The organism is Flavobacterium sufflavum, from assembly GCF_004016525.1.
Taxonomy (GTDB): domain Bacteria; phylum Bacteroidota; class Bacteroidia; order Flavobacteriales; family Flavobacteriaceae; genus Flavobacterium; species Flavobacterium sufflavum.
The window spans coordinates 488,084-508,591 of the sequence record NZ_SACJ01000002.1 but is presented as its reverse complement, the minus strand read 5'-3'; the positions used below and the strand labels follow the sequence as shown (position 1 = coordinate 508,591).

Sequence of the window (20,508 nt, the reverse complement as noted above, 5' to 3'; positions counted from 1 at the left end):
ATTAAAAAATCATTTATGAAACTACTCATTATTGAAGACGAACCCAACCTTTTATCGATTATTCGAAAAGGTCTCTCTGAAAAAAATAATGAGGTAAGTGTAGCCCTTGACGGTACAACAGGGCTGGAAATGATTTTGAACCATAATTTTGATGTCGTAATTTTAGACATCATGCTTCCTGATATTAACGGAATCGAAATTTGCAGACGATTAAGAGCCGCTAAAAACTTTGTACCAATTTTACTTTTAACCGCTCTGGGAACTACCGAAAACATTGTTACCGGATTGAATGCCGGTGCCGATGATTACCTGGCAAAACCTTTTAAATTTTCGGAACTGGAAGCGCGGATAGCAGCCTTAGCCCGAAGATCAAATCAGGAACACAGACCGAATGACTTAATCCAGATTGATGATTTAGAAATTGACAGAAGAGCAAAATCGGTCAAAAGAAATGGAGAGCTGATTCAATTAACCGCTAAAGAATTCAAATTATTATACTATTTGGCAAACAATGCCGAAACTATTTTGTCCCGGGAAAAAATATTGGATAATGTTTGGGATATTAATTTTGACATGAATACTAATGTGGTTGATGTTTACATCAACTATCTGAGAAACAAAATAGACAAACCTTATCAAAACAAATTAATCCATACCATCAAAGGCTTAGGCTACATTATAAAACCATAATTCATGCAAATTAGAAAAAAAATCACCATTACTTATATTGCGCTATCGTGCTTTAGCACTTTGCTGTTGTGTATAGCTGTTTTTTTTCTGTTCAAGCAAAACAATGAATATTATTTTATAAAAAGGCTTCAGGATAGGGCCAAAATCGCTTCATCGGCCTATTTCCAAAAAAATCAGGAAAACAAAGATTCTTTTCAAAAATTCAAAAAAGGCGGCTTAGAAGAACTCATTGAGGAAAAAGATTATGAATTAAAAGTAAACAGCAGCAATTCTTTTGAATACAACACCGATTTACATCTTCCTCATGAATTTTATGACGATGTAATGAAAAAAGGTTCCGGCTGGATTGAAGAAGATTACCGCTATTATTACGGACAAATTTTTAGTGAAGCCGGGCAAAAACACATTGTAATTGTTACAGCCAAAGACCGCCGTGGCAATACGAGTACCATTTATATCTTGCAACTTTTAATCTTTGGAGGTATCGGTTTTATCATTCTGGCTTACTTTTTTGGTAAGTTTTTAGCCCGAACAGTAATTGATCCAATCGCCCGAATCACAAAAGAAGTGCATAGAATCAGTGCTTCTAATCTTCATAACCGATTAGCGGATGCCGATGGAAAAGATGAGATTACTGATCTTACCAAAACCTTCAACGACATGCTGGACCGATTAGAAACTTCGTTCGAAATCCAGGCTAATTTTATTAATAATGCTTCGCATGAGTTAAAAACACCAATTACGACCATTATTGCCGAAACTGAAATTATGCTCTTAAAAGAAAGAGAAACTGAAGAGTACATTCATTCGTTAGAAAACATCAACAGGCAGGCTTCCAAATTAGGAAACCTAACCGAAAGCCTTTTAAAATTGACCCAAACCGGCTATGACGGAACCAAGCAAGTATTAGACATTGCCCGAATTGACGAAATTCTTTTAGAGGTAAAAGCTTCGATAGACACGCTTTTCCCTAATAATCGGGTTAACATTAAACTGAATGCTATTCCGGAAGACGAATCGCTATTGACCATTCCCTGCAACCGACCATTATTAGAATTGGCTTTGAATAATATTATTTCAAACGGTGTAAAATATTCGGATAACGATGAAGTTTTTGTCAACCTTACCGCAGACAAGTCTAAGATTAAAATTGCCATTACTGATATTGGTATTGGAATTCCACCTGAAGATATTCCGTATTTGTACGAACCTTTCTTTAGAGGAAAAATCGCTTCTAAATACAATGGCTACGGACTTGGATTGCCATTGGCCATGAAAATTATCCGAATGCACAGCGGAGAACTTCAAATTCAATCGGAAACTGGAAAAGGAACGGTTGTTAATATTACCTTCGAAAAAACCAACATTAAAAATTCTAATCTAAAATCTTAGGGAATTCTAATTTTAATCCAAGAACCCTCTAATATTCAACCCCTTATTTTGTATGTATAATTAAAACAATACATATGAAAAACTTATTAATACCTTCAACATTAGAATCAGATACTATAAATGCTATCAAAGTAGCCGTCCAGCAATCTCAAGGTAAAGACTGCACTATCTTTTTAGCATTAGTTAACGACATTCCAAACACTTATTCTTCGGCTACATTTCTAAGAAGCATGAAAAGCGACATGAGCGTTTCGCAAAAAAATGTATTAGAATATTGTAGAGAATTAATTGCTATTTCTCAAAACTGCAATCTAAAAATCCATTATCAATATGGAATTTCGACACCATTGATGCGAAATTTAATTGAACATCTTGAAATTGAATTGACCATTTTGACGCCTTCGTTCAGAAACGCCGAAAAAAGAATCCACAATCAATTTGTCCAAATTCTGAGTAATTGCAAATGCCCAATTTTGCATCTAAGTCCAAATTTCGAAGAGTACGATTTAACCAAAGCAATGTATCTGGAACAAACAAAATCAAAACTTCAAATTGAGGATTTACAGGAATTAATTCCGAATCGTTTTAATTTTAGAATCGTGAGTCAGGCTAAAATTTTTAGTGACCAAAATCCTGAAAACTTCGAATCATTGCTAAAAGAAGCTATTACAAAAAACAAAATCAATCTTTTAATCGAAACCAGAAAACCAAAAAAGATTAAACTCAAAAAACAAAACCCAAGTGCAACCGAAAATTTTGGTTTACCGATTTTATCTTTATACGAAGAGATAGCTTAAATTCCAAAGTTAATATCCCGTTTTTTATTTCTTAATCTAGGTTAAGTGACACAGCTGTATTGTTGCCATAAATTTGTCATATCAAAATAAAATAACAATTTAAAAAAATAAAATTATGGCAACTACAAAATGGGCAATTGACTCGACACACTCAGAAATTGGATTTAAAGTAAAACACATGATGTTTACAAATGTTTCAGGAAAATTTGAATCATACGACGCTACAATCACAGCCGAAGATGACAACTTCGAAAACGCAAATATCGAATTCTCTGCAAACATCGATTCGATTAACACCAACAACACTGACAGGGACAATCATTTAAAAAGTGGTGATTTTTTTGACGCTGAAAACTTTCCTAAACTCACTTTCAAAGCTACTTCTTTGACTAAAAATGGTGATGATTATGAACTAACAGGCGATTTAAGTTTAAGAGGAGTAACAAAAACGGTTAAGCTTCCTACCGAATTCAGCGGATTAATGAAAGACCCTTGGGGAAATACTAAAGCAGGATTGAATATTTCTGGTAAAATAAACCGTAAAGAATGGGGATTGAACTGGAACTCGGCTTTAGAAACTGGTGGTGTTTTAGTAGGCGAAGATGTAAAACTGAACATCGAATTACAATTAATAAAACTATAAAGAATCTCACAAAAACTGATTTTCTTCACATACAAACCTCCCTACTTCATTAGCAAGCAGGGAGGTTTTCTTTTATCCATTTTTATCTTTTCATATAAATCCTAAAAAAATACTACTTTTGCATCCCGATTGAATCTAATATTTCAATCTATAAATATTTCAATTTTTAAATTAAAAAAATATGAAGGCATACGTATTTCCAGGTCAGGGTGCGCAGTTTACAGGAATGGGCAAAGACTTATATGAAAACTCTCCATTAGCAAAAGAATTGTTTGAAAAAGCAAACGAAATATTAGGTTTCCGCATCACAGACATTATGTTTGAAGGAACTGCAGAAGAATTGAAAGAAACTAAAGTTACGCAACCGGCAGTATTTTTACACTCGGTAATCTTAGCTAAAACTTTAGAAGATTTCAAACCGGAAATGGTAGCGGGACATTCTTTAGGCGAATTTTCAGCTTTGGTTGCCAATGGTGCTTTGTCTTTTGAAGACGGATTAAAATTAGTTTCTCAAAGAGCTTTGGCGATGCAAAAAGCCTGCGAAATCACTCCTTCAACTATGGCTGCTGTTTTAGGATTAGCAGATAATATTGTGGAAGAAGTTTGTGCTTCTATCGACGGAGTTGTAGTGGCTGCCAACTATAACTGCCCTGGACAATTAGTAATTTCAGGAGAATTTAAAGCCGTAGAATTAGCTTGCGAAAAAATGAAAGAAGCAGGTGCAAAACGTGCTTTATTATTACCTGTTGGTGGTGCTTTTCACTCACCAATGATGGAGCCGGCAAGAGAAGAACTAGCTGCTGCAATCGAAGCAACTACTTTCTCTGCTCCTATTTGCCCAGTGTATCAAAACGTAACTGCAAGTGCGGTTTCGGATGCAAATGAGATTAAGAAAAATCTAATCATTCAATTAACAGCTCCTGTGAAATGGACACAATCAGTACAACAAATGATTGCTGACGGTGCTACTTTATTTACCGAAGTAGGTCCAGGAAAAGTATTGGCTGGATTAATTGGAAAAATCAATAAAGAAGCAGCTACTGCAAATGCATAAAATTGCAGATTGCAGTCCCGATAGTTATCGGGATTAGATTTCAGAATTAAAAATCAACACTATAATAAATAGAATCCTCATAAACTTCGGTTTGTGAGGATTTTTTGTTTTAAAAAGAAATTAGGCTATTCCGAAATAATAAACGCTAATAGTTATCTTTGTTTTTAAGAATACTTTCTTATGAATTTAGATTTACGAACAGTAAACGTTATACGATACATTACGCCACTTCGGGAAGGTGGCTCCTTACCTGCCTTAGCAGAAGCCGACGATGATTTTAAATATGTATTAAAATTTAGAGGAGCAGGTCATGGGGTAAAAGCATTAATTGCTGAATTTTTAGGTGGTCAAATAGCAAAACAATTAGGTTTACCAGTTCCTGAATTAGTTTTTGCACACTTAGACGAAGCCTTTGGAAGAACAGAAGCTGACGAAGAAATTCAGGATTTATTAAAATTTAGTCAGGGTTTAAATTTAGGGCTACACTATTTATCAGGAGCAATTACCTTTGATGCCGCTGCAAATGATTGCGAAGCTTTATTGGCATCAAAAATTGTTTGGTTAGATGCTTTTATTACTAATGTTGACCGAACCTTTAAAAACACCAATCTTTTAATTTGGAAAAAAGAACTTTGGCTTATTGATCACGGAGCTTCTTTTTATTTTCATCATTCCTGGATTAACTGGGAGAAAACTGCACTTACACCATTTGCATTAATTAAAGATCATGTTTTATTACCAAAGGCATCAAAACTTGAAGAAGCACATGTACAATGTTCAAGGCTATTAAATGATTCGATTTTAAAAGAAATTGTAAATCAAATTCCTGAAGACTGGTTGCAATGGAAAGATCAAACGATAACTCCGGAAGAAATTAAAAACGTCTATTTCCAGTTTTTAAGCTTACGCTTGAAAAATGCTGAAATATTTTTAAAACAAGCTCAAGATGCACGAACAACACTTATATGATTATGCTATCATTCGTGTTGTACCAAGAGTAGAACGCGAAGAATTTATAAATGTAGGTTTGATGCTTTATTCCAAGCGTCAGAAATATTTACGAATTCAATATCAAATTCCTGTTGCTAAAATCAGTTCGTTTTGCAGTGAATTTGATTTAGACCAACTCAAAATCAATTTAGATTCTTTTGTAGCCATTTGCGAAGGCAAAAAAGAAGCGGGACCTATTGCTCAATTTGAAAAAGACGAACGATTTAGATGGCTCACTGCTGTTAAAAGTTCGAGTATTCAAACCTCAAGACCCCATTCGGGATTTAGCAGCGATTTAGACCAGACTTTCGAAAAACTATATTCTGAATTAGTCTTGTAAAAAGAATTGTTTTCATAAATACATCTCCGTAAGCGAAAGTTTACGGGGATTTTTTTATATTTGAAAGACAACGTTTTAAATATCAATCATTAAAATACAGTACAAATGAGAAAAACAATTTTAGCAGTAGCTTTTATGCTTGCTGCGATGGTTTCCTGCCAGGACAAAACTAAAGACAAAATTGAAGATGCTAAAGAAGCCGTTGGAGCTGAAGTAGAACAAAAAGTGGATACTGTAACCAAAAAAGTGGAAACAGCCATTGATTCAACTCAATCAAAAACGGGTAAAATCCTTGAAAAAGGAGCAGAAAAAATGGATGAAGCCGCAAATAAATTAAAAGAAGCCGCTAAGAAGTAAGTAAACAAAAAATCCCAAACTATCTATTTCGATAATTTGGGATTTTTACTTTTTACAGCTTTTTTTACTGAGGTAATTTAAAAGCCTGTCTGGCAATCAGCAACCACTTGTTTTTTTGTTTTTGCCAAACGAGTACGTTTCCAATTTTTATGTCTTTTTCAACACCACTATCTTTAGTATGTGCTGCCAGACTATGTCTTACTATAGCAACATCTCCGGTAACTTGAATACTTTGATTTTGAAATTCTATCGTCACAAAATCAGATTCTCCGTTAAGTAATTTTTCGATAAAAACTTTTTGATCTTGAAGTACACCACTGGAATGTCCGTAGCTTAAATCTTTTGAAGTCAAAGCTTTCAAATTGCTTTCTGTTGGGTCAATTAATGCTTTTCTAAAAGCTTCAACGCTATTTAAAACAGCACTTTCTTCTTTAGAAATTGGTTTTATTTGCGCCCAATTTGAAAACGAGATTAAAACTAAGGTCAAGCATAAAAAACACTTTTTCATTTTTATTTATTTAAAAATTCTAAAACACTATCAGTAATAAATTTTATTTGCTCATCCTCTAATTCGGTATGCATTGGCAACGAAATCACCTCTTTAACCAATTGATTCGTCACCGGAAAATCTTCTTCTTTATACCTTACATCAACATAAGCTTTTTGCGAATGCAACGGAATTGGGTAGTAAATAGCACAAGGAATCCCTTTATCTAACAGATGTTGCATCAATGCATTTCTGTCAGCATCAATAATTCGCAACGTATATTGGTGAAAAACATGATCATTTTCATTTTCATCAAATGAAGGGGTAATAATATTAGCGTGACCAGCTAAAGCAGCATTATACTTAGCGGCAGCTCCACGACGCGCTGTATTATAATCGTTCAATAAAGGTAATTTAGCATTCAAAACAGCCGCCTGAATACTATCTAATCTAGAATTCACTCCTACTACATCATGATGGTAACGTTCGTACATTCCGTGATTTACAATTCCGCGAATAGTATGTGCCAAAGCATCATCATTGGTAAAAATAGCTCCACCATCACCATAACAACCTAAATTTTTAGAAGGAAAAAATGAAGTTGCTCCTACATGACCAATAGTTCCTACTTTAGATTTTGCACCTGAAGCTGAAATAAAATCGGCACCAATGGCTTGCGCATTATCTTCAATAACATACAAGTTATGTTCATTGGCCAAAGCCATAATTGCATCCATATTAGCTGCACGACCGAACAAATGTACTGGAACTATTGCCTTAGTTTTTGGAGTAATAGCCGCTTTGATTCTTTCTAATGAGATATTCATATTGTCCAAATCAACATCAACTAACACCGGAGTCAATTGCAACAAAGCAATTACCTCAACTGTAGCCGCAAAAGTAAAATCGGCAGTGATTACCTCATCACCCGGCTTTAAATCCAATCCCATCATCGCAATTTGCAAAGCATCTGTTCCGTTTGCACAAGGAATTACGTGTTTTACGCCCAAATAATCTTCCAAAGATTTTTGGAATTGATGCACTTGAGGTCCATTGATATAAGTATTTGTATCCAAAACGTCCTGAATAGAAGCGTTTACTGTAGTAGCAATTTTATCATATTGACTTTTCAAGTCAACCATTTGAATTTTCTTCATTTCAACTTTATTAATAGTTAGAAAGCTGTTGTTTTTACACTTCTTACGCAACAACAAAACTTTCATAAAACGGAAACAAAAATAGGTATTATTGATTTCAAACCAATGAATTTAAGCCAAAGAAAATGTATTTTAGCACCAAAAATTATCCGAATGCTTTTTCTGTACAATATAGCCATTACATTAGCCGATTTTTTCTTGAAAATTATCGCATTGTTTAACCCCAAAATGAAACTTTTTGTTGCCGGAAGAAAAACAGTTTTTGAAACGCTTTCGCAAAAAATAAAACCTCAGGATAAAACCATTTGGTTTCATGCGGCATCACTTGGCGAATACGAGCAAGGGCTTCCTGTGATTGAAAAAATAAAAGAAAAATATCCTTCACATAAAATTGTTTTGACTTTCTTTTCTCCTTCAGGTTACGAAGTTCGAAAAAACAATACGGTTGCTGATGCAACAGTGTATCTGCCGATGGACACTAAAAAGAATACTCAAAGATTCCTGAAACTAGTTCATCCGGAAAAGGCTTTCTTCATCAAATATGAATATTGGCCAAATTACCTAAACGAACTAAAAAAATCTAATACTCCGACCTATTTGATTTCTGGGATTTTTAGAGAAAACCAACTATTTTTTAAATGGTACGGTCAATTTTACAGAAACGCACTGAATACTTTTACCTATTTCTTTGTTCAAAATGAAGCTTCAAAAAAATTATTACTCCAATTAAACAAGACCAATATCGCTGTTTCCGGAGACACCCGCTTTGACCGGGTTGCCGCTATTTTAGAAAAAGATAACTCTTTGGATTTTATTTCCCAATTCAAAAACAATACGCTAACTATTGTCATTGGAAGTTCCTGGCCAAAAGACGAAAGTTTATTGATTGAATACATCAATTCATCTACTCAAAATGTAAAATTCATCATTGCACCTCACAACATAAAAGCGGAACAAATACAGCAATTAAAAAACAGCATTTCTAAGAAAACGGTTCTTTTTTCAGAAAAAGAAAACAAAAACCTTGCAGAGTTTGATGTATTTATCATTGATACTATTGGGATTTTAACTAAAATATACAGCTATGCTGATATTGCTTATGTGGGTGGCGGATTTGGAAATCCGGGCGTACACAACATATTAGAACCAGCTACTTTTGGAGTTCCAATAGTTATCGGATCTAATTTTTCACATTTTGCAGAAGCAACCGCTTTGGTAAATTTAGGTGGCTGCATCAGTATTACTAATCAAAACGAATTAAAAAACGCTTTTGATTCATTAATTTCTAATGACACAATCCGAGATGAAAAAGGGGCTATTTGCAGCAATTTTGTAAATACAAACAAAGGAGCAACCAGCCTGATAATAGAAAATATCTGAAAACGGGACCTTTAAATGAATCTTAAAAATTAGCATTTAAAACAATTTAATTCTCAAAAAAGAAAGCTACATATTTCACAATTCACAAATAAGCAACCAAAAACAGATACAACAAATTAAAAATCAAGTTATTAAAAACCAAAAAACACCCCATGTTCAAAGCAACTTTTTATTTTAAAATATTATTTTCCTTATAAAATTTGCTTTTTGAAGGTCGGAAAAATAATCGAATATTATTTCAAAAAAAAAATGAAAAAATATTTTACATATTAAAAATTTTATATCTTTGCCTCGAATTAATAATTAACCTTTTATAATAAAGTAAGATGAAAAAAGTATTTTTAAGTTTAGCTGTTGTTGCTGTTTTAACTGTTGTATCTTGTAAAAAAGCTGAAGAGGCTGCTCCAGAAGCTGCTGCTGATACAACTGCTGTAGCTGTTGATTCTGCTGCTACTGTAGCTGATACTGCTGCTGTTGCTGTTGATTCTGCTGCTGCTGCTCCTGCTGCTGCTGCTACTGAAGCTCCTGCTGCTGCACCTGCTAAGTAATTTTAAATTACAGTAAAAAATAAGCCGTTCACATTGTGACGGCTTTTTTTTATACCCAATAATTCCAAAGACCACACTTTAAACAGTCTTCAAAATTCTTAATCCGGAAAAACAAAATCATTGTTAGCAAAATCCAATATCTCTGCTTTCGAACCGTATTTTACTATTTCATCAATTCCTTTCTGAACCATCAACTCCGTACTGTATTTTCTACTTACAGCCACAACCCTGTTATCAATTACAACTCTAAAGAAAAATTTCCCTTTAGACGTCTTAAACTTTACATAAGAACAAGCCTCCAATACCGAACGCAAATATTCCGCATCTGCCTCACAATCCATCCTTAATTCATACGCATTACTCGTAAAAATAGTTTTTCCTTTCCTGGAAGTAAATTCAAACTTATAATCACCGCTAAATCTTTTACTAATAACAAAAGTTCCCATATTTTTTATTCCAAATACCAATTTTTAAAAATTCTAAATTCCAATTATTCAGAATTCAAAAAGCTCACCTCTTCACAGATTCAAAACAAACCACAAAACTGATTTTATACAAAATAAAAAAAGCTCCAAACATTAGTTTGAAGCTTTCTTTGTACTCAGAGCGGGACTTGAACCCGCACGAACATTGCTGTTCACTGGATTTTAAGTCCAGCGTGTCTACCAATTTCACCATCCGAGCATGATGTGATTTCGAGCGAAAAACGGGGCTCGAACCCGCGACCTCGACCTTGGCAAGGTCGCGCTCTACCAACTGAGCTATTTTCGCATTTATCAATTCTTAAAAAGAACCGCGATACTTGTTCTGTATTGCGGATGCAAATTTAAGAGCTTTTTTCGATTATACAAGCCTTTTTTGAAAAAATAATCAATATTTTTTTAAGCTTTTGATTTGCTTTAATTTAAAAAATAAAAAAATTATTTCCTGGTTAACATTCTTTTAATTTCGTTCAATTTCATCAAAGCTTCTACCGGCGTTACCGAATTGATATCGATATTTAAAATCTCTTCTTTGATTTCTTCCAGCAATGGATCGTCTAAATTAAAGAAACTCATCTGCATTTCTTCCTTTTCTGACTTGATTCCGTTTAATGCATCACCAGAATGATCTTTCTCCAGCTTCTTCAAAATCTTTTGTGCTTTCGAAATTACAATTTGAGGCATTCCCGCCATTTTTGCCACGTGAATTCCAAAACTATGCGCACTTCCTCCTTTGACTAATTTTCGAATAAAAAGCACCGTATCTTTTAATTCTTTTACAGCCACATTATAATTCTGAATTCGGGCTAATGACTCACTCATTTCATTCAATTCATGATAATGGGTCGCAAACAAAGTTTTAGGCTTAGATGGATGCTCATGCAAATACTCGGCAATAGCCCAGGCAATGGAAATTCCGTCATAAGTACTGGTTCCTCTTCCAATTTCGTCCAGCAACACCAAACTTCTATCGGAGATATTATTCAAAATAGAGGCTGTTTCGTTCATTTCGACCATAAAAGTAGATTCTCCCATCGAAATATTATCGCTCGCCCCTACTCTGGTAAAGATTTTATCTACTAGTCCCATTTTCACGCTATCAGCCGGAACAAAACTTCCCATTTGAGCCAAGAGCACAATTAAAGCAGTTTGACGCAAAATAGCCGACTTACCCGACATATTAGGCCCTGTAATCATAATCAATTGCTGAGTTTCTCTATCCAGGAAAACATCATTAGCAATATAAGGCACGCCTACAGGCAGTTGTTTTTCGATAACAGGATGCCTTCCGTTTTTAATATCTAATTCAAATGTTTCATCCAATTCTGGACAAACATATTTGTTCTCAATTGCCAATTGTGTAAAAGAACACAAACAATCCAGTTGCGCAACCAAATTAGCATTCAACTGAACCGGCTTGATGTAAGTAGCAATCCAAGCCACTAATTGCTCGAATAATTCCGATTCAATTTTGTGAATTTTCTCTTCAGCACCCAGAATTTTAGCTTCGTATTCCTTTAATTCTTCGGTAATATAGCGTTCGGCATTAACAAGGGTTTGTTTTCTTATCCATTCCGTTGGCACTTTATCTTTATGAGTATTTCTAACTTCGATATAATAACCAAAAACATTATTAAATGAAATTTTTAAAGAAGAAATCCCTGTACGCTCTGACTCTCTTGCCTCGATTCCTTCTAAAAATTCTTTTCCCGAAGTAGAAATCGCACGCAATTCGTCCAACTCTTCATTCACTCCTTTAGCAATCGCATTTCCTTTGGCAATAGCCACCGGCGCATCTTGGTTTAAAGTAGTTTTTATCTTTTCGCGCAATAAATCGCAGCTATGTAAATTATCTCCAATAACTTTCACCGCTTCCTGCGGACTTTCTAACGACAGCGTTTTTATAGGGATAATAGCATCTAATGATTCTTTCAAATAAACCACTTCACGAGGTGATACTTTCCCCGCAGCGATTTTAGAAATCAATCGCTCTAAATCCGAAATTTGCTTAATCTGATATTGTATTTTTTGCAACACCTCTTGATTTTCTTTCAAATAAGAGACTACATCATGTCGGCTTTGCACTTTCTTGATATCTTTTAAAGGCAATGCCAACCAACGTTTCAACAAACGTCCTCCCATTGGCGAAAGCGTTTTATCAATTACATCCAAAAGCGTAACCGCATTAGGATTATAACTGTGATACAATTCGAGATTCCTAATGGTAAATCGGTCCATCCACACATAAGCATCTTCGGCAATACGCTGAATTGCCGTGATATGTTGCACTTTGTTATGTTGGGTTTCCGACAAATAATACAACACTGCTCCCGAAGCTATAATTCCATCTTTTAAATCTTCTATTCCAAAACCTTTTAAAGAAATCGTTTGGAAATGCTTGGTCAAAGTCTCAAAAGCATAATCTTCTTTATAAACCCAGTCTTCTAAATAAAAACAATGGTAATCATCGCCAAAATTAGTTTTGAAATCATTCTTATTATTTTTTTGAATTAAAACCTCCGATGGGCTAAAATTCTGTAATAATTTATCAATGTATTCTGCATTTCCCTGAGCTGTCAAAAACTCACCTGTGGAAACATCCAAGAAAGAAATTCCTATTGCTTTATTAGAAAAATAAACAGAAGCCAGGAAGTTATTGGTCTTAGAATGTAAAACCTCGTCATTCATAGAAACCCCGGGAGTAACTAATTCGGTCACGCCGCGTTTCACAATCGTTTTAGTCATTTTAGGATCTTCAAGCTGATCACAAATTGCAACACGAAGTCCCGCTTTGACTAATTTTGGCAAATAAGTATTAATAGAATGATGTGGAAAACCAGCAAGAGCTGTTTCTGTTTCAGAACCCGCACCACGTTTAGTCAATGTAATTCCTAATATTTTTGCTGACCGAATAGCATCTTCTCCAAATGTTTCATAAAAATCACCAACCCTAAACAATAAACAAGCATCCGGATATTTCCTCTTGATTTCATTATACTGCTTCATTAATGGGGTTTCCTTAACCGTTTTCTCTTTAGATGCCAATTTGTATCGTATTTAATTTATTAGAAAAATGTGAAGGCGAATTTAAAAATTTTATAACGAATAACTATCACTAAAAAAATTAAAAACATTTTTAAGTAAATTTTAAGTCAATGGCATGATTTTTTCTTTAGATTTGTTGTACCAAACCTAAAATTAAAAAAAAAAATGAAAAAAATAATTTTACTTGCAGCACTTATTGTATTTGGAGTTACTACTTCTAAAGCACAAGAAACAACTAAAAAAATCAAAGCATCGGCTACTAAAATGGCAAAAGTAAACGGAGCAGGAATGGTTTTTGAAAATGAAACTATTGACTACGGAACAATTGCCCACAATGCTGACGGAAAACGTGAATTTGTTTTTACAAACAACGGAAACAAACCTTTAATTATCACGAATGCCGTAGGTTCATGCGGATGTACCGTTCCAACTTACCCAAAAGAGCCTATTGCTCCAGGTGCTAAAGCAGTTATCAATGTAAAATATGCTACTGACAGAGTAGGTCAATTTACAAAAACAGTTACTGTAACCTCTAATGCTGAAGGACAAGCTACTAAGACTTTAACTATCAAAGGAACAGTTCTTCCTGATGACGCTCCAAAAAAGAGCTAATTTTTAAATTATAAAACTCAAAAAAAGCTTCCTTTGACAAAATCGGAAGCTTTTTTTATTCGAATAAATGCCATTGTTAAAAAATGAGAAAACTAGAAAACAGCGAGCTGGAACGAAAATCAATTGAAGACTTCAAAAAATCTGAAAAAACACCTCTTATCCTTGTCTTAGACGATGTACGAAGCTTACACAATATTGGTTCGGTATTTAGAACTGCTGATGCCTTTTTGATTGAAAAAATATACTTATGTGGTATTACCGCAACTCCTCCCAACAAAGAAATTCACAAAACAGCCTTAGGCGCAACCGAAACGGTAACTTGGGAACACAACGAAAATGTACTTGACACCATCACCAACTTAAAACAAGAAGGAGTCATTACTCTAGCCATCGAACAAGTAGAAAGCGCTATTTTTCTACAAAATTTTGAAGTAGAAAAAGATCAAAAATACGCTTTGGTTTTTGGTAACGAAGTTCATGGCGTAGCCCAGGAAGCTGTAGCATTATGTGATGGCTGTATTGAAATTCCTCAATTAGGCACTAAACATTCGTTGAACATTTCAGTTAGTGCTGGAATTGTAGTTTGGGATTTATTTCAGAAAATGAATTGGAATTTGTGATTTTTTATTTTTTTTCATATAAAACAATTAATTTACAAGAGTTTATTTATATCTTCCGCGAACTTTTTTCTTTAAAAAATTTAATTTGGGCATGAAAAAACTTTATCTACTTTTTATCCTTTTGTCTAGTTTTTTTGGACATGCCCAATATACTTCAATTCCTGATGTTAATTTTGAGAAAGCTTTGATAGATTTAGGAATTGATAGTGGTGCTATTGATGGGAAAGTACTTACTGCAAGTGTTAAAAATTTGACAAGCTTAAGTGTTCCTTTTCGGAATATTACTGATTTAACAGGAATAGAGGATTTTTCTTCATTAACCTTTTTATCGTGTGAAGCTAATAAATTAACTAGTTTGGATGTTTCAAAAAATTTGGCTCTAAACACTTTGTATTGCTATTCTAATCAAATAACAAGATTGGACATTTCCGTAAATACAGCTTTAACTGGTTTAGGCTGTTCTAATAATCAAATAACCAGTCTAGACCTCTCTAAAAACATTAATTTAGTGGCACTAAGTTGTTTTAATAATAAGTTAGTAACGCTAAACTTAAAAAACGGAAATAATACAAATTTCGCTACTGGGCTTTCTGATCTAAAATTAAACCCCACACTAACCTGTATTCAAGTAGATAACAAAGTATATTCGGATGCTAAATGGGCGGCAATTAAAGACGCCACAGCCAGTTATTCTGAAATCTGTAACAAAACAACAAATACAATTAACCCTCCCTCGATTACTGCAGATGGTAATGAAATCTATTGCCCTCAATCTTATACAAAGATTGCAAAAAATGTAGTCATTACTCACGACCCGGCAGAAACAAGTACTGATGCAGTTTATATTCAAATTTCTTCCGGCTATGTAAATGGACAAGACATACTTAAATTAAGCGACAGCTATACTGCCGCCCATCCTGAAATCACAAGTTTTTTTTATCCTTCTGAAGGAAAATTAAAATTATACAGCCCAACAGCTAGCTTATTACCTTATACTGATTTTATTGCAGCAATTGAAGCGGTTGAATTTTACAATTCTTCTGCTTCTGCATCCGGAACGAGAAACTTTTCCATCAGCATCGGTATTGGAGAACTCAGTTATTTACCCAGAAATGGTCATTATTATGAGTATGTTGCTTCTTCTGGAATCAATTGGACAAGAGCCAGAGATGAAGCTGCTTCCAGAACCTATTATTATTTACAAGGCTATCTGGCGACATTAACCGCTTCGGATGAAGCACAACTAGCCGGCGCACAAGCACCCGGAACAGGATGGATTGGCGGAAGTGATGCCGAAACAGAAGGTACTTGGAAATGGGTTACAGGACCTGAGGCAGGAACTACTTTCTGGCAAGGAAAAAGCAATGGAACTGCGACTCCTCCTTTTTATTATACCAATTGGGTAATACAAAGAGGTGAACCAAACAACAGTACAAACACCACTACAAAAATAAACGGAGAAGATTATGCCCATATTACCGATCCGGCACTTGGATATCCCGGAACATGGAATGATTTAGCAGAACAAGGTGACCCACCCGGACTTTATTTCCCTAAAGGCTATATCGTAGAATATGGCGGAATGCCCGGAGACCCAGAATTACATCTTTCGGCAAGTACAACACTAAACTTTTCCAATATCACAAGCACAACCTCAGCTTCCCGATGTGGCAATGGATCAGTAACTTTAAAAGCAACTGCACTAAATGGAACCGTAAGCTGGTATGACTCTCTAACAGGAGGTACAATATTAGCAACAGGAAATAGTTTTACTACTCCTACTTTATCATCATCAACCACTTATTACGCCGAAGCTGCCGGCTGCGAATCTACAAGAATCGCCGTAACAGCCACTATCAACAAAATACCAACTTTAAGCATAGCAAACACCACAATCCCAATATGCGATTCAGGAAAAGCTACCTTAACAGCAACAACTGATATTGGCATCATTAACTGGTACACTTCTTCAACTGATAATACCATTTTAGGCTCGGGGACACAATTTACCACACCTATAATCACACAAAACACCACCTACTATGCCGAAGCTATAAACAATGGTTGTAGCAATGGTGTTAGAACCGCCGTAAATATTGTAGTGTATTCTTCTCCAAATGTTAGCGACGAAACCGTTATTTTATGCAAAGGAACTAACAAAGAATTAGACGCAGGACTAAGTGGAATGCGCTATTTGTGGTCTACAGGAGACACTTCGCAAAAGATCACCGTTTCAGCTTCTGGAAACTATATCGTAGAAATTACTAATGTAAATAATTGCAATAGCAAAAAAACTATAACCGTTACGGAACACACAACTCCCGAAATCGATCGTATAGATGTAAACGAAACTACCGTAGTCATCTATTTAAAAAAGGAAGAAGTTTATTTTGAATACTCCATTGACGGTATTAATTACCAATCTTCAAACGTATTTTTTGATGCTCCAAGTGGTTTACAAACGGCTTATGTTAGAGAAATAAATTCATGTGGCTTAGACAGTAAAAATTTCATTGTACTAATTGCCCCTAAATTTTTCACTCCAAACAATGACTCTTTCAATGACCGCTGGGAGATTAACGGATTAATTTATTACCCAAAAGCATCGGTAACCATTTTTGATCGTTACGGGAAATTAATCAGTATTTTAAATAGTAATAACCCAAGCTGGGATGGAACATATCATAAGATTATGCTCCCTGCTTCTGATTACTGGTACATTTTAAAAATAGATGATTCCGGTCTTGAAAAACGAGGACATTTTTCACTAAAAAGATAATAAATTAGCTATTAATTCGTTTTTGAATTTCGTCTAAAATAAAAAGATAATCCGATTGATTATTTACAAAATCTTTGTTGGTAACATCAATAATTAAAACATTCAATTCGGTCTGAGAATTCAAATAATCCAAATAAGCAGTATTTATTTTTTCTAAGTATTCGGTGGAAATCAGCTGTTCGTAATCCCGGCCCCTTTTCTGAATATTTTTCAATAATTGCTCCGGATGTTGCAACAAATAAACATACAAATCAGGCTTAGGAATTTCTTTGTAGACAATATCAAAAAGGTCTTTATACAGCTGATATTCGGCTTCTTCCAATGTCACTTTTGCAAAAATAAGCGACTTAAAAACATGGTAATCGGCAACTAGAAAATCTTTTTGCAAATCTAATGAAGCTAAATCTTCTGAAAGTTGTTGGTATCTATCTACCAGAAACGACAATTCAAGTGGTAAAGCATAACGCTCCTGGTCTTTGTAAAACTTAGCCAAAAACGAATTTCCGGCAAAACGTTCAAAAAGTGTTTTGGTATTAAAATCCTCTGAAATTTTAGTCGCCAATGTTGTTTTTCCTGCTCCAATATTTCCTTCAAAAGCAATATAATTTATCTTTTCAAAAGAAACATTTTGCAACGGACTTTCTAAATTAGCTACAGCTTCACAAACTCCTTTGTCAGGACAGGTTTCAATTAACTCCGAAATAGTTTTATGCAACACAGGATGCGTCCAATTTATTTTTAAATCCTGAAAAGGAAGCAAAACAAACTTTCGATCTTGCATCAATGGGTGTGGAACCGTGAGCGCCTCGGTATCGATAATTTCCTCATCAAAAGCAATCATATCAATGTCAATAATCCGGGATTGATATCCATTGGCATTTTGTCTAATTCGTCCTAATTTTTGCTCTACTTCTAAGGCCTTAGAAAGCACTTCTTCTGCCAAATGATAAGTATGCAAAATCAATGAACAATTGTAAAAAGCATCACTATCAAAGCCCCAGGCTGCGGTTTCATAAACCCGGGAAACGGCAATTACCGTTCCTATTTCCTGATGGATTAATCCAATACATTGTTTGATGTTTTCCAGACGATTGCCTTGATTAGTTCCGATAGATAAAATAACCTGATGTTGTGCTCTCATATTAAGCACAAATTAACTAAAGAATTTTAGAAATAGCAATATATTTGCACAGAGTATCTGTATTAAAATCCCTGACAAAGGCAATAATTCAGATACTTTTTCTTTATAAAATCAAAAATACTATTATGAAGTTTTTAAGCAATGTTATCGCTACCGTTGTAGGTCTGTTTGTATTTCTAATGCTGTTTTTTTTCGGAATCTTTTTTATCGCAGCTATTTTTGGCGGAGAAACTGAGACAGAAACCCTTAAAAATGATTCCGTTATCGAATTAAATCTTGAACATGTAAAATATGATTATGCCGGTAAATACAAAGATCCCTGGATGAGTTTTCTTTCTGAAGAAAAAAATATTGGTCTTTCGGATGTTATCAATGCTATTGATGTTGCTTCGATAGACGACAACATCAAAGGAATTTCTATTCTAAACAACAATACCGAATTAGGAATGGCACAAAGTAAAGATTTGCGCAATGCCTTAGAAAATTTCAAAAAATCAGGAAAGTTTGTAATGGCTTACGCCAATAGCTATTCACAAAAAGAATATTACCTGAATTCGGTAGCCAATAGCATTTATCTAAATCCTGTGGGTGAATTAGATTTCAAAGGATTATCTTCTGAAATTATGTTTTTCAAAGATTTACAGGAAAAAACAGGTGTAAAAATGGAAGTCCTGAGACATGGAAAATACAAAAGCGCCGTTGAACCTTTCTTAGAAAATAAAATGAGTGATGCCAATAGAGAACAAACCACGGCATTGCTACAATCCATTTGGAATTCAGTTTGTGCCGACATTTCAAAAAGCAGAAAAATTTCTGTTAGCCAATTAAACGAAATTGCCAACGGCTTACTTGCGAGAACTCCTGAAATGGCTAAAAAACAAAAACTAATCGACCACATTGCTTATGAAGATGTGTACCATAACGACATTAAAAAAGCACTAAAAATAAGCCCTGACAAGGACTACAACAAAATATCCATTGGCGATTACACGCATAAAATGACCTCAACTTCTATAATTTCTGAAACCGATGATAAAATCGCCATTATTTTTGCTCAAGGCGAAATTCAAAATGGAGAAGGAGATGTAAACACTATCGGGGAAGGCTCTATACGCCGTTCTTTAAAAGAAGCACGAAAAGACAAAAAAGTAAAAGCCATCGTACTGAGAATTGACAGTCCCGGAGGAAACGCCTTAACATCTGATTTGATTTGGAGAGAAGTTGAATTGACTAAAAAAGTAAAACCCATAGTGGTTTCAATGGGAAATTATGCCGCTTCAGGTGGTTATTATATTGCTTGTAATGCCAATACTATTTTTGCTCAAAAAAATACCATTACCGGTTCTATAGGTGTTTTTGGGATTTTGCCTAACTTTAGTCAACTGTCAAAAAAGATAGGAATCAATATCGAACAAGTAAAAACAAATGACAATGCTGCCCGCTACAGTCCTTTTGTTCCAATGGACGAAAACTTCAAAGCCGTTACACTTGAAAGCATTGAACACATCTATAAAACCTTTGTAAGTCACGTTGCCCAAGGCCGAAAAATGAATTTTGCGGCTGTAGATTCTATTGCTCAGGGAAGAGTCTGGTCAGGAGCCGAAGCACTAAAAATTGGTCTTGTCGATAAAATTGGCGGATTAAACGCTGCAATTGTCGAAGCAGCCCGTTTATCAAAAACCTCAAATTACACTACTCAGAATTATCCCGAATACGAAAAAGACTTAGATGATGTATTAGCTAAACTACCTTTTAGCAATTCAAAAGAGAATATCATAAAAGAGGAAATTGGCTTCGAAAATTACCAACTATTACAGCAACTAAAAAAATTCCAATCCCGAAAAGGAGTTCAGGCTATGATGCCATTTGAAATTTCGATTTATTAAAAAAACATCAGCCGTTTAAGTTATCCTTAAACGGTTTTTTTATCTATTCCTCACAAATTCAATGCTGTTGAAAATTGTAAGATATTATGAAAATATTGTAAATTTCCT

General features: G+C 34.6%; 19 protein-coding genes and 2 tRNA genes. 14 read left to right on the top strand and 7 right to left on the bottom strand.

From position 1 onward, the window contains the following. Window positions 1–15: 15 nt before the first annotated feature. The 8 genes from EOD40_RS05215 (at window position 16) to EOD40_RS05180 (ending at window position 6,263) form a co-directional block, all read left to right on the top strand. Window positions 16–690, top strand: a complete 675-nt coding sequence (locus EOD40_RS05215; RefSeq protein ID WP_128193835.1) for a response regulator transcription factor — start codon at window positions 16–18, stop codon at window positions 688–690. A gap of 3 nt (window positions 691–693) precedes the next feature. Then, a complete protein-coding gene (locus EOD40_RS05210; RefSeq protein ID WP_128193834.1) occupies window positions 694–2,082 on the top strand; it encodes a sensor histidine kinase in 1,389 nt (462 codons plus the stop codon). A gap of 74 nt (window positions 2,083–2,156) precedes the next feature. Next, window positions 2,157–2,879 carry a hypothetical protein gene (locus EOD40_RS05205; RefSeq protein WP_128193833.1) on the top strand — a complete coding sequence of 241 codons (723 nt, stop codon included), beginning with the start codon at window positions 2,157–2,159 and terminating at the stop codon, window positions 2,877–2,879. A gap of 115 nt (window positions 2,880–2,994) precedes the next feature. Beyond that, complete coding sequence (locus tag EOD40_RS05200) at window positions 2,995–3,522, top strand: YceI family protein (RefSeq protein ID WP_128193832.1); 528 nt, start codon at window positions 2,995–2,997, stop codon at window positions 3,520–3,522. 181 nt (window positions 3,523–3,703) lie between these two features. Continuing rightward, window positions 3,704–4,576, top strand: coding sequence for an ACP S-malonyltransferase (gene fabD, locus EOD40_RS05195; RefSeq protein WP_128193831.1), 873 nt, complete (start codon window positions 3,704–3,706; stop codon window positions 4,574–4,576). A gap of 180 nt (window positions 4,577–4,756) precedes the next feature. After that, the gene (locus EOD40_RS05190) at window positions 4,757–5,545 is read left to right on the top strand and encodes a HipA family kinase (RefSeq protein ID WP_128193830.1); all 789 of its coding nucleotides are present in this window, start codon (window positions 4,757–4,759) and stop codon (window positions 5,543–5,545) included. Further along, window positions 5,523–5,906: a DUF3037 domain-containing protein gene (locus EOD40_RS05185; RefSeq protein WP_128193829.1), complete on the top strand. Its 384-nt coding sequence runs from the start codon at window positions 5,523–5,525 to the stop codon at window positions 5,904–5,906. The genes EOD40_RS05190 and EOD40_RS05185 overlap by 23 nt, the downstream gene beginning before the upstream one ends. Window positions 5,907–6,011: 105 nt before the next feature. Then, the gene (locus EOD40_RS05180) at window positions 6,012–6,263 is read left to right on the top strand and encodes a hypothetical protein (protein WP_128193828.1); all 252 of its coding nucleotides are present in this window, start codon (window positions 6,012–6,014) and stop codon (window positions 6,261–6,263) included. A 64-nt stretch (window positions 6,264–6,327) separates the two neighbouring features. Here EOD40_RS05180 and EOD40_RS05175 read toward each other — a convergent pair whose 3' ends face one another. Both EOD40_RS05175 and EOD40_RS05170 read right to left on the bottom strand, forming a co-directional pair. After that, window positions 6,328–6,771: a nuclear transport factor 2 family protein gene (locus tag EOD40_RS05175; protein WP_128193827.1), complete on the bottom strand. Its 444-nt coding sequence runs from the start codon at window positions 6,769–6,771 to the stop codon at window positions 6,328–6,330. 2 nt (window positions 6,772–6,773) lie between these two features. Beyond that, window positions 6,774–7,907: a DegT/DnrJ/EryC1/StrS family aminotransferase gene (locus tag EOD40_RS05170; protein WP_128193826.1), complete on the bottom strand. Its 1,134-nt coding sequence runs from the start codon at window positions 7,905–7,907 to the stop codon at window positions 6,774–6,776. Window positions 7,908–8,060: 153 nt separating this feature from the next. Here EOD40_RS05170 and EOD40_RS05165 point away from each other — a divergent pair, with 153 nt between their 5' ends. After that, window positions 8,061–9,287 (top strand): 3-deoxy-D-manno-octulosonic acid transferase, encoded by a 1,227-nt coding sequence (locus EOD40_RS05165; protein ID WP_128193951.1) that lies wholly within the window; start codon window positions 8,061–8,063, stop codon window positions 9,285–9,287. A gap of 326 nt (window positions 9,288–9,613) precedes the next feature. Continuing rightward, window positions 9,614–9,835 carry a hypothetical protein gene (locus EOD40_RS05160; protein ID WP_128193825.1) on the top strand — a complete coding sequence of 74 codons (222 nt, stop codon included), beginning with the start codon at window positions 9,614–9,616 and terminating at the stop codon, window positions 9,833–9,835. A 98-nt stretch (window positions 9,836–9,933) separates the two neighbouring features. Here the strand turns inward: EOD40_RS05160 and EOD40_RS05155 are convergent, their stop codons facing one another. From EOD40_RS05155 to mutS, 4 genes are all read right to left on the bottom strand, one after another. Further along, window positions 9,934–10,281 carry a DUF1508 domain-containing protein gene (locus tag EOD40_RS05155; protein ID WP_128193824.1) on the bottom strand — a complete coding sequence of 116 codons (348 nt, stop codon included), beginning with the start codon at window positions 10,279–10,281 and terminating at the stop codon, window positions 9,934–9,936. A 152-nt stretch (window positions 10,282–10,433) separates the two neighbouring features. Beyond that, window positions 10,434–10,519: transfer RNA gene (locus EOD40_RS05150), tRNA-Leu, on the bottom strand. A 14-nt stretch (window positions 10,520–10,533) separates the two neighbouring features. Continuing rightward, a tRNA-Gly gene (locus tag EOD40_RS05145) sits at window positions 10,534–10,606 on the bottom strand. A 149-nt stretch (window positions 10,607–10,755) separates the two neighbouring features. Continuing rightward, complete coding sequence (mutS, locus tag EOD40_RS05140; protein ID WP_164905451.1) at window positions 10,756–13,362, bottom strand: DNA mismatch repair protein MutS; 2,607 nt, start codon at window positions 13,360–13,362, stop codon at window positions 10,756–10,758. A gap of 165 nt (window positions 13,363–13,527) precedes the next feature. On the opposite strand from mutS, the gene EOD40_RS05135 reads away from it, so the two are divergent. The 3 genes from EOD40_RS05135 to EOD40_RS05125 all read left to right on the top strand — a co-directional run bounded on the left by EOD40_RS05135 (window position 13,528) and on the right by EOD40_RS05125 (window position 17,373). Next, complete coding sequence (locus EOD40_RS05135; protein WP_128193823.1) at window positions 13,528–13,974, top strand: DUF1573 domain-containing protein; 447 nt, start codon at window positions 13,528–13,530, stop codon at window positions 13,972–13,974. A gap of 83 nt (window positions 13,975–14,057) precedes the next feature. Beyond that, the gene (locus EOD40_RS05130; protein WP_128193822.1) at window positions 14,058–14,594 is read left to right on the top strand and encodes an RNA methyltransferase; all 537 of its coding nucleotides are present in this window, start codon (window positions 14,058–14,060) and stop codon (window positions 14,592–14,594) included. Window positions 14,595–14,685: 91 nt separating this feature from the next. Beyond that, window positions 14,686–17,373: an Ig-like domain-containing protein gene (locus EOD40_RS05125; protein ID WP_128193821.1), complete on the top strand. Its 2,688-nt coding sequence runs from the start codon at window positions 14,686–14,688 to the stop codon at window positions 17,371–17,373. 4 nt (window positions 17,374–17,377) lie between these two features. Here the strand turns inward: EOD40_RS05125 and folK are convergent, their stop codons facing one another. Next, window positions 17,378–18,514, bottom strand: coding sequence for a 2-amino-4-hydroxy-6-hydroxymethyldihydropteridine diphosphokinase (gene folK, locus EOD40_RS05120; protein WP_128193820.1), 1,137 nt, complete (start codon window positions 18,512–18,514; stop codon window positions 17,378–17,380). Between the two features lie 125 nt (window positions 18,515–18,639). On the opposite strand from folK, the gene sppA reads away from it, so the two are divergent. Further along, on the top strand, window positions 18,640–20,400 hold the full coding sequence (sppA, locus tag EOD40_RS05115; protein WP_128193819.1) for a signal peptide peptidase SppA: 1,761 nt from the start codon (window positions 18,640–18,642) through the stop codon (window positions 20,398–20,400). The last annotated feature ends 108 nt before the right edge of the window (window positions 20,401–20,508 follow it).

What these genes read in the sequence shown, in the direction of transcription:
- EOD40_RS05200 (WP_128193832.1), top strand. Translation starts at nt 2,995, where the DNA reads ATGGCAACTACAAAATGGGCAATTGACTCGACACACTCAGAAATTGGA.
- EOD40_RS05165 (WP_128193951.1), top strand. Translation starts at nt 8,061, where the DNA reads ATGCTTTTTCTGTACAATATAGCCATTACATTAGCCGATTTTTTCTTG.
- EOD40_RS05180 (WP_128193828.1), top strand. Translation starts at nt 6,012, where the DNA reads ATGAGAAAAACAATTTTAGCAGTAGCTTTTATGCTTGCTGCGATGGTT.
- EOD40_RS05170 (WP_128193826.1), bottom strand. Translation starts at nt 7,907, where the DNA reads ATGAAGAAAATTCAAATGGTTGACTTGAAAAGTCAATATGATAAAATT.
- sppA (WP_128193819.1), top strand. Translation starts at nt 18,640, where the DNA reads ATGAAGTTTTTAAGCAATGTTATCGCTACCGTTGTAGGTCTGTTTGTA.
- EOD40_RS05130 (WP_128193822.1), top strand. Translation starts at nt 14,058, where the DNA reads ATGAGAAAACTAGAAAACAGCGAGCTGGAACGAAAATCAATTGAAGAC.
- EOD40_RS05160 (WP_128193825.1), top strand. Translation starts at nt 9,614, where the DNA reads ATGAAAAAAGTATTTTTAAGTTTAGCTGTTGTTGCTGTTTTAACTGTT.
- folK (WP_128193820.1), bottom strand. Translation starts at nt 18,514, where the DNA reads ATGAGAGCACAACATCAGGTTATTTTATCTATCGGAACTAATCAAGGC.
- EOD40_RS05215 (WP_128193835.1), top strand. Translation starts at nt 16, where the DNA reads ATGAAACTACTCATTATTGAAGACGAACCCAACCTTTTATCGATTATT.
- EOD40_RS05210 (WP_128193834.1), top strand. Translation starts at nt 694, where the DNA reads ATGCAAATTAGAAAAAAAATCACCATTACTTATATTGCGCTATCGTGC.
- EOD40_RS05185 (WP_128193829.1), top strand. Translation starts at nt 5,523, where the DNA reads ATGCACGAACAACACTTATATGATTATGCTATCATTCGTGTTGTACCA.
- fabD (WP_128193831.1), top strand. Translation starts at nt 3,704, where the DNA reads ATGAAGGCATACGTATTTCCAGGTCAGGGTGCGCAGTTTACAGGAATG.
- EOD40_RS05205 (WP_128193833.1), top strand. Translation starts at nt 2,157, where the DNA reads ATGAAAAACTTATTAATACCTTCAACATTAGAATCAGATACTATAAAT.
- EOD40_RS05190 (WP_128193830.1), top strand. Translation starts at nt 4,757, where the DNA reads ATGAATTTAGATTTACGAACAGTAAACGTTATACGATACATTACGCCA.
- EOD40_RS05135 (WP_128193823.1), top strand. Translation starts at nt 13,528, where the DNA reads ATGAAAAAAATAATTTTACTTGCAGCACTTATTGTATTTGGAGTTACT.
- EOD40_RS05175 (WP_128193827.1), bottom strand. Translation starts at nt 6,771, where the DNA reads ATGAAAAAGTGTTTTTTATGCTTGACCTTAGTTTTAATCTCGTTTTCA.
- EOD40_RS05125 (WP_128193821.1), top strand. Translation starts at nt 14,686, where the DNA reads ATGAAAAAACTTTATCTACTTTTTATCCTTTTGTCTAGTTTTTTTGGA.
- EOD40_RS05155 (WP_128193824.1), bottom strand. Translation starts at nt 10,281, where the DNA reads ATGGGAACTTTTGTTATTAGTAAAAGATTTAGCGGTGATTATAAGTTT.